The sequence below is a fragment of the Zunongwangia sp. HGR-M22 genome (assembly GCF_027594425.1).
In the GTDB taxonomy this organism is placed as follows: domain Bacteria; phylum Bacteroidota; class Bacteroidia; order Flavobacteriales; family Flavobacteriaceae; genus Zunongwangia.
On the sequence record NZ_CP115159.1, the window covers coordinates 462662 to 474859 of the forward strand.

Sequence of the window (12198 nt, forward strand, 5' to 3'; positions counted from 1 at the left end):
TTATTAGGGGTTTGAAAATGCAAATAATCTAAAGCGAGATTTTAACTTTCTCGCTTTATTTATTTTTATACTTTTGGAATTAATCCAATAAATAGGATTAATTCCATTTTGTATGATTTCAAAAGCTATTTTACATCTCGATCTGGATTCGTTTTTTGTTTCTGTAGAACGAAAACATCATTCAGAATTAAATAATAAACCGGTAATCGTTGGCGGAATGGGAGATCGTGGCGTGGTGGCTTCCTGTAGTTATGAAACCAGAAAGTTTGGAGTACGATCTGGCATGCCCATGAAAATTGCCAGAAGACTTTGCCCACAGGCAGTTTATATAAAAGGAAATGCTAGTATTTACACTAAAGAGTCGCATTTGGTAACCGAGATTATTAAAAATCAGGTGCCTTTATTTGAAAAAGCGAGTGTGGACGAATTTTATGCAGATCTTACAGGGATGGATCGTTTTTTTGGAATAGAAGGCTTTGCTAAAGAATTAAGGCAAAATATCATTAAAGAAAGTGGTTTACCAATTTCGGTTGGATTATCACAAAATAAGGTAGTCTCTAAAATTGCCACCAGCGAGATTAAACCCGATGCGATGAGTGTGATTAGGCATGGCACCGAAAAAGATTTTTTAGCTCCTTTAGACGTTAATAAAATTCCGATGATTGGGAACAAGACGTTTCAGTTACTTATGGGCTTAGGGGTTTATAAAGTAAAAACGCTTCAGGAGATGCCGGTAGAAGTTTTAGAAGGCGTTTTAGGAAAAAACGGGCGTACCATCTGGAAACGCGCTAACGGAATAGATGATTCGCCAATCATTGCGTTTCATGATCGAAAATCGATTTCTAACGAGCGGACTTTTCATAAGGATACTACAGATATTACGCGTTTGCATGCCACTTTGGTTGCGATGACCGAGAGTTTGGCGTTTCAGTTGCGGCGAGGCAATAAACTGGCTTCTAATATTAGTGTGAAGCTTCGGTATTCAGATTTTCAAACCAGTACACTTCAGGCAAAGATTCCGTATACCAGTGCCGATCATATTTTAATTCCGAAGGCAGAAGAACTTTTCAAAAAACTATACAATCGTAGGGTGTTGATTCGGCTTGTGGGAGTGAAATTAAGCGGACTTGTAGGCGGGCATTACCAGATCAATCTATTTGATGACAGTGAAAAAATGCTGAATTTATATAACTCTCTAGACCGAATTAAAAATAAATATGGCGAGCGTAGCGTGGTAAGAGCAGTAAGCATGGGTGCCAGAACGATTGGAAGAATGCGAAATCCTTTTGATGGCGAACCACCAATTGTACTCGCGCATCGAAATCAATAATTGAAGCTAGAAGTATCTATTCTAGACTATAGAGGAAAGGGAAATTATGTACTTAAATTGTCATTCTTATTTTTCGTTGAGGTATGGTACTTTTTCTGAAAAGGATCTGCTGAAATTAGCAATATCTAATAATACCAGCTTTGTAGCCCTTACCGATATTAATAATACTTCTGCTTGTCTAAATTTTTTAAAACAGGCCGGGGATTTTCCTGTAAAACCGCTTGTAGGGATCGATTTTCGTAATGGTGTAGATCAGCAATATGTGGTGATCGCTAAAAATCGTGACGGATTTAGACAGATGAATGCTCATCTCTCAGGACATCTTCATGCTAAAAAGAATTTTGATCAAAATGCGCCAATATTAGCAAATTGCTTTGTGATCTATCCTTTTAAAAAAGTGCAGGAAACTAATAAAACTGATTTTGGAGAAAATGAATTCATCGGAGTTTCAGTACGTGATCTCAATAAACTGAAATTTTCGAAGTATAAAAAGTACACTTCAAAATTGGTGGTTTTGCAGCCTGTTTCTTTCCGAAGTAAAAAAGATTTTAACGCGCATCGATTATTGCGAGCTATCGATAATAATACATTGCTGAGTAAACTTCCGGTCGAAGAGCAGGCAGATCCTGAAGATAAAATGCTTTCCGAAGAAAAATTAACTGAAGCTTTTAATGAATTTCCTGAAATTTTATCGAATACTGAAGCGCTAGCTGAAAATTGTAATGTTGAATTTACTTTTAGTAAAAAGCAAAACAATAATTTATCGAAAATCGAAGGTAAAAAAGCTGATGAATTTAAGCTTAGAAAATTATGTTTTGAAAATATTGAAAAACGATATCCTGAAGCTACAGAAAAGGTTTATGCACGTTTGGATAAAGAGCTTACGGCGATTATAAAATTAGGTTTTGTTTCTTACTTTTTGATTAATTATGAGATTGTAAAATACGCCCGCAAAAAAAAATATCCGGTAATTGGGCGAGGAAGCGGTGCTAACTCGATCGTGGCTTATATTATTGGAATTACCAATGTAGATCCCATAGAACTGGATCTTTATTTTGAACGTTTTATTAACGAAAACCGAAGCTCACCACCAGATTTTGATATCGATTTCTCCTGGAAAGACCGTGAGGATGTTACTCGTTTTATTTTTGATAGTTTCGATAATGTAGCGCTAATGGGAACTTATGTTACCTTTAAGCGGCGTGCGGTAATCAGGGAATTAGGAAAGGTTTTTGGGCTTCCCAAAGCCGAGATCGATAAGCTTTCTTCGGGAAAATTTCATGTTTCCAGTTTAGATAAAATGGAACTTTTGGTCTTAAATTATGGAAATTTGATTGCTGGTTTTCCTAATTATTTAAGTGTACATTCTGGCGGAATTTTGATTCTGGAGGAAGAGGTTTTTAATTACGGAGCGACTTTTTTACCTCCTAAAAATTTCCAGACGATCCAGATCGATATGAATATTGCTGAAGAAGTTGGGATTCATAAATTCGACATTTTGGCGCAGCGAGGTTTGTCTAAAATCACCGATACTTTAGAGTTGATTCGGCAAAATCAGCCTGAAGCTTTTGTTGAAAATATCGATGATATTCCAAAATTCAAAAATGATCCAAAAATTAATGATCTTCTTAAGATTGGTGATTGTATGGGGGTTTTTTATGTAGAATCGCCTGCAATGCGAGGATTGCTAACCAAACTTCAAACTCAGGATTATATGAATCTTGTGGCGGCAAGTTCGATTATTCGACCGGGAATTTCCAGTGGCGGAATGAAAGAAGAGTATATCAAGCGACATCGTAATCCTGAAAGACGAAAGCAGGGACATCCGGTAATGTTAGAGATCATGGACGATACTTACGGAATTATGGTGTATCAGGAAGATGTGATGAAAGTAGCGCATCATTTTGCCGGTTTAAGTTTTGATGATGCCGATGTTTTGCGAAGAGGGATGAGTGGTAAGAAAACTTCAAGAGGACAAATGGAGAAGATTGAAGCGCAATTCCGCAGTAATTGTAAAGAGAAAGGCTATACACAACAGATCACCGATGAGGTTTGGGAACAGATTTCTTCGTTTGCCGGTTATGCTTTTCCTAAAGGTCATTCGGCTTCTTATGCGGTGGAAAGTTACCAAAGTTTATATCTGAAAAAATATTTTCCGTTAGAATTTATGGTGGCGGTGCTTAATAACGGTGGCGGATTTTATTCGGTTGAAACCTATGTTCAGGAAATAAAAAATTGTGGCGGGAATGTGCATGCTCCCTGCATTAATAACAGCGATCATCCCAATACGATTTTTGATAAAAATATTTACCTGGGCTTTGGATATATCAAAGAGCTGGAAACAAGAACGGTACAGCAAATTCTGGAGAATCGACAGTTTTTTGGGTATTATAAATCGCTGGATGATTTTATCGACAGGGTAGAAATTTCAATAGAGCAACTTAGGATTTTATTAAAAGTCGGGGCGTTTCGATTTACAGGGAAAGACAAACATCAACTGCTTTGGGAAGCTTATTTCAGAAAAATAAAATCAAAAAAGAAAACCGATCAGCCAAGACTTTTTAAAATCGAGCATAAAGAGTACACTTTGCCTAAATTTCAATATTCGATGTTAGTTGATGCTTACGATCAAATAGAGCTTTTGGGTTTTCCGTTATGTAGTTATTTTGAATTATTACAGCAGCCGGTAAAGCAATCTGTAAGTGTAAAACAGCTTAAAGATTTTGTAGGAAAAAAAGTAAGAATTTACGGGAAATTGATTTGTACGAAAAAAACAACAACTTCTAATGGCAAAGAAATGTGCTTTGCCACATTCTATGATGTAAACTATAATATTTTCGACACGGTACAGTTTCCAGATAATGTAGCGAAGTATCCATTATATAATAAAGGAATTTACCTATGTATAGGAAAAGTGAATAAGGAGTTTGATTATATTTCTATTGATGCTGATATCATCGAATTTCAGAAAATTCAGGTAGATCCTCGTTTAGTGTATTCTCAATTTAGTGCCTAAATCTAATTTTGCTTCTAACTGCTAAAACGTTTATAGAGATTTTTATTTGTTAAAGAGCTGCATTTCATCGATTTAAATTGATTTTTAACGAAATTTTATGTTTTATTTGTGATACCAATAACACCTAACCAAAATGTATTTCAACCTAATAATTAACTATAACCTTACTAGTAGTTGTTATGAAGCTGATAAAATATGTGGTGATACTATTTTTTGCTGCAGGTTATGGCCAGTCCATAACAATAGATGATGCAGGAGTATCTAAAGAAGAATTAGTAGCAGGATTGTTAGATAATTCTTGTGTTAAGATTACGAATGTTACCCAGTCTGATAAGGAAGCGGTAGCTTATTTTAATAATAATTCAGGAGATTTTCCCATTTCTGAAGGAGTTATTATTCGATCAGGTAAAGCAAAATTTACAGAAGGTCCGTACGAAGGTCAAAATCTAAGTAGCGAAATAAATGACGATGTAGATCCAGACCTTCAGGCTATCAATAATGCTTCTGGGCAAAGTACTAGAATTTCTGATGTCGCTTATTTGGAATTTGAATTTATTCCGCTATCACAAAAGTTTAGTTTTGATTTTATTTTTGCCAGTAACGAATATGGGCAGTGGCAATGTGCTAGTAGTGATGTGTTTGCGTTTCTACTTACAGAGGTAGCGACAGGTGAAACTCAGAATATAGCTGTAATTCCAGAAACTACAAAACCTATTTCGGTTAGAACGATTAATGATTCTAACTTCAACAATAACTGTGAAAGCGATAATCCTGAATATTTTGGAAGCTATCAGGTAGGTTCCGCTAACTCTGTTATTAACATGAGGGGGTATACTAAAATACTTACGGCTTCAGCAACAATAAAAGCAGGTGAAAAATACCGAATTAAACTAGTAATAGGAGATAGTAATGATTCTAATTATGATAGTGCTATTCTAATTGCTGCGGGTAGTTTTAAAACCAATCTCGATTTAGGGGCAGATCGCCAACTGTGCTCGGGAACTTTTACTCGTTTAAACACAGGATTAAAGGATGCCTCATATAAGCATAAATGGTATTATGAAGATCAGGAAATTCCTAACGAAACAACTTACTACTTAGATGTTCGAGAGCCGGGTAGATATAATGTAAGGGTAACAAAAGATGATAGGCAATGTGATATTTCCGATCAAATTAACGTAGAAAATTTAAACTATAATAATCTTCCTGATTTGGTAGTTTGCGATAATGGAGATGCAGAACAATTATTTGATCTTACGAAAAATGGACATGAGGAATTGGGTTTAAGTTCAGAGCAGTACGATCTTGTTTATTTCAAGGATAATGCTGTCGCTGCTAATCAAATACCCGAGGTAAATTTAAAAGCTTTTAAAGGTGAGCCAGGTGAGACAATTGTAGTTAAGCTGAGGAGTAAAGAAACCGGAGAATTTTGTAATGCGGAAGCTGCTTTTAAGTTGCAAGTAAATGGTTCTTTAAATTTAGATTTTCCTGAAGAAATTGTAGTCTGCCAACCACATGGTAGCAATGTAATTGATCTTTCTCAAATTGGTGATTTAGTTAAGGATCAATTGGGAGAAGGATCATATCTCTTCGATGTGTTTAGATCTGAAACTAATGCAGCACTAGATCGTGATCCTGTCGTAGATCTTTCTAATTTCAGTTTTTCTGGAAACACCGAAAATTTTCAGGTTTTTGGTAAAGTAAGAGATACTTTAGTGCAGAATTGCTCTACCATTTTTCCATTGAATGTAAGTTTAAACGAACTTCCACCAGTATCAAAATTGGAAAAGGTGGTGGAGTGTTCTTCTTATATTTTACCTCCAATTGAATTTGGCGATTATTACACCCGTTCTCAGGGGCAAGGCCAAAAGATGGAAGCAGGAGATGTTATCGATAAATCTGGGACTTATTATATTTACAATACCTCTTATTTAGGCTGCTTTAACGAGTCGAGTTTTAAAGTAGAGCTTATTAAAGATTACAGCTTAAGCGATTATTACTGCGATAAATTTGTGGTGCCTACTCCACCAGCCGGTGCATTTTATGACGCGCCTGATGGCGGCGGTAAAGAAATTCGTCCAGGAACAATTTTTACAGAAGATTTCAGTATTTATTATTACGGCGAAATGGAAGATGGGACTCTTTGTAAGCAAGAAAAGTTTGAAGTTTCCATTTTGCCATTGCCGCAAGTAGATCAGTTAAACGATGTAGTGGTCTGTAATGCTTATGTCTTGCCAACCCTTCAAAATGGTGTATACTATACAAAATCCAACGGTGGCGGCTCTCGTTTAAAAGCTGGCGATCAAATTGGATCTTCCACTACGCTTTACGTTTATAGTGATAACGGTAAATGTACTAGTGAATCGAGTTTTAATATTTCAATCATTCCAAATTTTAAAGATGTCTTTGCATGTGGCACGTATACTTTGCCTGAAATAGAAATCGGAAATTATTTTGATGAACAAGGAAATGAGATTTTGCCTGGTACCGTTTTTACTGAAAGTACAATAATCATTTATTCAGCTGAAACAACAGATGGTTCAAACTGCGCCAAAGAGATGAAGTTTTCTGTAGAGCTTACTCCGGTTCCTGTAGTGAGTACGCTAGATGATGTTTTGGTTTGCGTTGAAAACGGTTATGTTTTACCAGAGCTTGAAAATGGAGAATATTTTACAGAACCTAACAGAAAAGGAAAGCAAATCTTACCGGGAACGATTGTATACAAAAGTCAAAAACTTTTTATAAATAATTTGGAAAATAGTTGTGCTAATGAAAGCTCATTTTTTATAGAGGTTCGGGAAGTGGCGCCGGTAGAAAATTTTATAGATGTTTACAAATGTTTTGGTTACGAGTTGCCAGAATTAAAGTTTGGTAAATATTATACAAAGCCTAATGCAAAAGGCGACGAGCTCATTGCAGGAACTACTATTAGGGAAACGCAACGAATTTATATTTATAATAAATGGGAAGATTTCGAATTGTGTGCTAACGAGAAATTTTTCACCGTTTATATTGAAGGGGTTGGTGTAGATCGACCAGAACCTGTTTCTGTTTGTGATTCTTATATTTTACCCAATCTTAAAGAAGGAGAGTATTTCACTCAATCTGGCGGTAATGGTGAAAAACTCCATCCAGGTACTCAGATTACCAAGGATACGACGCTTTATATTTATAAAAAGGAAGGGCTGCGTTTTGTATGTGAAGACGAATATATTTTCGATATAAAGGTTTCAAAAACACCAATGATTTCTGAAATGTCGGATATTGAAATTTGCGGAAGTTACGAGATCCCGAGTGTTTATTCTGCCGCTGCTGCTGCAGGAATTGCTTCTTCAGGTTTCGAAATGTACTATACTACAGATCTCGAGAATAGTAATGCAATTCTTAAGCCGGGTAGCATAATTACCGAGCCGGGAACATATACGATTTATTTAAAAGCTCAAAATAAATTTAATCAAAGTTGTTTTGCATACACCTCCTTTAATGTAACTATCCATCCTTTGCAAGATTTAGAGATAGAAAAAGAAGCGGTCTGTGTAAATACAGAAACTGGAGAAGTAGAGAGTGGTGCATATTTTTATACAGGCCTTAATCCAAATGTTTTTGAAGTAGCCTGGTACTATAATGGCGAATTAGTACATAAAGGTGTAGAATTTGAGGCGATGCAATCTGGAGAATATATCATTAAAACAACAAAAATAGATCGTCGTGTTGAGACCGGTTGCGGATTTAAAGAAACTTCTGTGATTGTAGAAGTGTCTGCCAAACCAGAAATATTGGTTACAGTTTCAGAGCCTTTTAAGGATATAGCGGTAGTGAAAGTTGAAATTGTAAATGGAAAAGGAGATTATATTTATAGTCTTGATAATGGTGAATTTCAAGAAGAAAATCAATTTTATGATGTTTCATCTGGTATACATACCATAAGGGTAAAAGGAAAAATAGGTTATTGTGGTGTAACATCTCAGCAAATAAAAGTGCTTAAGCACCCCAAATTTTTCACTCCTAATAGTGATGGTTATAATGATACTTGGAATATTGCTGAACTTGAAACACATCCCGAGGCAGAGGTTCATATTTATGATCGCTACGGAGCTTATATCACTAAAATTAAACCAGCTTCAGGAGGTTGGGATGGTTCTAAAGAGGGAACTCACTTGCCATCTAATGATTATTGGTTTCAGGTTAACTTTGAGCATGAAGGTAAAGAAATTACATATAAGTCTCATTTTGCCTTGAAACGATAAATATTCAGCGCACTACAAATAAAAAAAGCCCGCTAAAATTAGCGGGCTTTTTAAAGGTGGTGCCTCCAGGAATCGAACCAGGGACACAAGGATTTTCAGTCCTTTGCTCTACCAACTGAGCTAAGGCACCAGTTGCTTTTCGAAAGCGGTTGCAAATATATGTTCATTTTTAGAAACTCACAAAACTTTTTTAGAAAAAAAGCTTTTGTACCTTAGCTTTTTTTAAAATTGATCTATGAATTTGGTTATCGATTTAGGTAATACTTTTGCGAAAATAGCTGTTTTTCAAAATGATAAGTCGGTGGAGCTTTTTAGAGTTCTGAAGTCAGAAAAAAATAAAAAAATTGAAGAAATTTTTGAAGCATACCCTCAAATTGAGTTTTCTATTCTATCTAGTGTACTTTATGATGATAGTTCGCTTGTGAAATTTCTTCAAAAAAGAAGTAAATCAATACTCTTAGATCAACAAACAAAAATTCCTTTTCATAATAAGTATGGTTCTCCAGAGACTTTGGGGAAAGATCGTATCGCATTGGCAGCCGCAGCAGTATGTGCTTATCCAAATCAAAATTGTTTAATTATCGATGCGGGAACATGCGTAACATATGATTATGTAAATGACCAATCTCAATATCTAGGGGGGGGGATTTCCCCAGGTTTGCAAATGAGATTTAATGCCGTACATAAGTTTACAGAAAAATTACCGTTAATACATGCAGATAGCAACCATCTAAAATTGGTAGGCAACTCTACAGAAGAAAGTATAAAAAGTGGGATATGTTTTGGTTTTGCTGCAGAAATTGACGGAATGATTTCCAGTTATAAATCAAAATTTAAAGATTTAACAGTTATTTTGACAGGTGGTGATAGTCTATTTTTGTCAAAGCGACTAAAAAATAGCATATTTGCGAACTCAAATTTTCTTTTGGAAGGTTTAAACTACATTTTAGAATTTAACAAAAATCAATGATTAAACGATTTATAGTAATCGTAGCCTTATTTTCTGCTTTTTGGGCCAAGGCTCAGGAAAATACTACTTCGCCATATTCTTACTATGGTGTTGGATTAACTAATTTTAAAGGTACTGTCGAAAACAGGGCAATGGGAGGCCTTAGTACGTTTTCGGATAGTATTCACATGAATCTTACAAATCCTGCTGGCTACGCAAGGCTTGCGAGAACAGTTTATACTGTTGGAGGTAGTGCCGAATCTACGAAACAGGAAACCCTAAATGAAGAAGATCGTACAAAAAATGTGTCTTTGGATTATCTAGGCTTAGGAGTGCCGGTAGGCCGCTTTGGTTTTGGATTAGGCCTTATTCCGTATTCCTCTGTAGGATACCGTATTTTTGACATCGATGAAGATGGTGCTAGCAGATTAAGAGGTCGCGGAGGGATGAATAAAGTTTTTCTATCCGCAGCTTATGCTATAACTAGAGATCTTAGTGTTGGTGTGAATGCCGATTATAATTTTGGTAATATTCAGCATAGAAGAACCGTTCTTAGAGACGGAATTCAATATGGAACACGAGATATAGACCGATCAGATATTTCAGGATTTAATTTTAACTTCGGAGTAGATTACCAAACAAAGCTAAATAGTGGTTTGAAGTTACATGCTTCCGCTGTTTATACTCCAGAAGCTGATATCACTACCGATAGTTATCGAGAAATCTCTAGCGTTCTATTTACTGCAAGTGGAGAAAGTCCTTTTAATGTTAAAAGCTTCGATGTAGAATCTCAGGATATAACACTTCCATCTAAAGCAACTTTAGGTTTAGGAATTGGTAGGCCAAATAAATGGTTTGTAGGCGGAGAATATTCTGCGTTTGGAAGTATACCCGAAATTTCGGTTTTTAGTACTCCGGTAAATGATGTAGAATATAATGATGGGAAGGCTTATCGATTGGGAGGATATTTTGTTCCAGAGTATAGCTCACTCACAAGTTATTTAAATAGAGTGGTTTATCGACTGGGAGGACGTTTTGAAGAAACAGGTTTGCAACTTAACGGAGAATCGATAGATGAGTTTGGCATATCTTTTGGATTAGGTTTACCGATTGGAGGAGATTTCTCTAATCTTAATCTGGGACTGGAGTATGGTCAGCGCGGTACAACAAGTTCAGGTCTAATACAAGAGAATTTTTTTAAATTATCAATTGGTTTATCTTTGAATGACCAATGGTTCGTAAAGAGAAAGTTTAATTAACCATAACAAACAACAAGATGAAAGCGAGATTTATAGTATTATTATCGGCGGTAATGCTTGGGTCGGGAGCATATGCTCAAGATTGTACAACTACTGCAGCTTTAGCTTATGATGATGCTAAAGCAAAAAATTATGATGCGGCATACGAGCCGTTAATGACAGTGAAGAAAGATTGTCCAGATTATAGTTTAGCAACATTTCAGTATTTAGAAAGAGTATTGAAGTATAAAATTGAAAACGCATCTGGTGAAGAAAAAACAAAATACATCAACGAATTAGTTGATACTTATAAAGAACGTCTTCAAAATTACCCTGAAAAGACTAAAAAGGGAGATGTGTATACAGATATTGCACTTTTGAAATTTACCCATAAAATCGGTTCAACAGAAGAAAGATGGGAAGCTTTTGATAAGGCTTATGTTGAAGATAAAGAAAACTTCACCAGTCCTAAAGGTCTTTATGCATATTTTGATCTTATGGTAAATATGCAGGATTCTGGAGACCGTGAATTACAAGATGTTTTTGATATTTACGATCGTGTAATGGCAAAAATTGATGAAGAAGAAATTTATGAAGCGGAGCGTCTACAATCCTTAATTGAAAAGCAGGATGCTGGAGAAGATTTAACTTCTAAAGAACAAAAAACAGCACAGATTGCTGAGCAAAGATTGACTAATTTTAATGCTGTAAAAGGAGCTCTAAATACTAAATTGGGAGTGCGTGCAGACTGCGATAACTTAGTGCCTATTTATGAGAAAGATTTTGAAGCTAAAAAAGAAGATGTAGCTTGGTTAAAAAATGCTAATGCTCGTCTTTCAGCTAAGGATTGCGAGGATCCATTATTTTTCAAAATTTCTGAAGCGCTTCATCAATTAGAGCCTTCTGCTGCATCTGCTTATTCTTTAGGTCAATTGGCTGAAGCTGATGGCGAAAGAGCTAAAGCACTAGAGTACTATAACGAAGCTGCAGAATTAGAAGAAGATGCTGCAGATAAAGCTAAGATTTATTATAGAATAGGTAAGAACTATCAAAATGCTGGTAGCTTCTCACAAGCAAGAAACTTCTACAGGAAAACAGTTAATGCAAAGCCATCTTACGGTAGAGCTTATTTGAATATTGCTAGTATGTATGCAGAAAGTGCAAATAACTGTGGAGAAACTGCGTTTAATAAAAGAGCAGTATATTGGTTGGCTGCAGAATATGTAGCTAAAGCTGGTAGAGTAGATCCATCACTTTCTAATCACGCAAATGCAACAGTTGCGGCTTATAATGGTCGTGCTCCACAAAAAGCTGATGTATTTCAGGAAGGAAAAAAAGCAGGAGATGCTATCCAAATTGGTTGTTGGATAGGCGAAACTGTTCGCATCCCTCAATTATAATATGAGAATCACATATCG

6 protein-coding genes and 1 tRNA gene are annotated in these 12198 nt (G+C 35.8%); 6 read left to right on the forward strand and 1 reads right to left on the reverse strand.

Annotated features, from left to right (window positions below; genetic code table 11):
* The first annotated feature begins 115 nt into the window (after window positions 1-115).
* The 3 genes from dinB to PBT91_RS02015 all read left to right on the forward strand — a co-directional run bounded on the left by dinB (window position 116) and on the right by PBT91_RS02015 (window position 8593).
* Complete coding sequence (gene dinB / locus PBT91_RS02005) at window positions 116-1330, forward strand: DNA polymerase IV (protein ID WP_443089640.1); 1215 nt, start codon at window positions 116-118, stop codon at window positions 1328-1330.
* A 46-nt stretch (window positions 1331-1376) separates the two neighbouring features.
* The gene (locus tag PBT91_RS02010; RefSeq protein WP_270060145.1) at window positions 1377-4346 is read left to right on the forward strand and encodes a DNA polymerase III subunit alpha; all 2970 of its coding nucleotides are present in this window, start codon (window positions 1377-1379) and stop codon (window positions 4344-4346) included.
* A gap of 179 nt (window positions 4347-4525) precedes the next feature.
* On the forward strand, window positions 4526-8593 hold the full coding sequence (locus tag PBT91_RS02015) for a T9SS type B sorting domain-containing protein (RefSeq protein ID WP_270060146.1): 4068 nt from the start codon (window positions 4526-4528) through the stop codon (window positions 8591-8593).
* 57 nt (window positions 8594-8650) lie between these two features.
* Here the strand turns inward: PBT91_RS02015 and PBT91_RS02020 are convergent.
* Window positions 8651-8723: transfer RNA gene (locus PBT91_RS02020), tRNA-Phe, on the reverse strand.
* Between the two features lie 105 nt (window positions 8724-8828).
* On the opposite strand from PBT91_RS02020, the gene PBT91_RS02025 reads away from it, so the two are divergent.
* The 3 genes from PBT91_RS02025 to PBT91_RS02035 are packed head-to-tail and all read left to right on the forward strand — an operon-like array spanning window position 8829 to window position 12180.
* The gene (locus PBT91_RS02025; RefSeq protein ID WP_270060147.1) at window positions 8829-9563 is read left to right on the forward strand and encodes a type III pantothenate kinase; all 735 of its coding nucleotides are present in this window, start codon (window positions 8829-8831) and stop codon (window positions 9561-9563) included.
* Window positions 9560-10801: a hypothetical protein gene (locus PBT91_RS02030; RefSeq protein ID WP_270060148.1), complete on the forward strand. Its 1242-nt coding sequence runs from the start codon at window positions 9560-9562 to the stop codon at window positions 10799-10801. Before PBT91_RS02025 ends, PBT91_RS02030 begins: the two co-directional genes overlap by 4 nt.
* A 17-nt stretch (window positions 10802-10818) precedes the next feature.
* Window positions 10819-12180 (forward strand): hypothetical protein, encoded by a 1362-nt coding sequence (locus tag PBT91_RS02035; protein WP_270060149.1) that lies wholly within the window; start codon window positions 10819-10821, stop codon window positions 12178-12180.
* Window positions 12181-12198 lie beyond the last annotated feature (18 nt).

What these genes read in the sequence shown, in the direction of transcription:
- PBT91_RS02010 (WP_270060145.1), top strand. Translation starts at nt 1,377, where the DNA reads ATGTACTTAAATTGTCATTCTTATTTTTCGTTGAGGTATGGTACTTTT.
- PBT91_RS02015 (WP_270060146.1), top strand. Translation starts at nt 4,526, where the DNA reads ATGAAGCTGATAAAATATGTGGTGATACTATTTTTTGCTGCAGGTTAT.
- PBT91_RS02025 (WP_270060147.1), top strand. Translation starts at nt 8,829, where the DNA reads ATGAATTTGGTTATCGATTTAGGTAATACTTTTGCGAAAATAGCTGTT.
- PBT91_RS02030 (WP_270060148.1), top strand. Translation starts at nt 9,560, where the DNA reads ATGATTAAACGATTTATAGTAATCGTAGCCTTATTTTCTGCTTTTTGG.
- PBT91_RS02035 (WP_270060149.1), top strand. Translation starts at nt 10,819, where the DNA reads ATGAAAGCGAGATTTATAGTATTATTATCGGCGGTAATGCTTGGGTCG.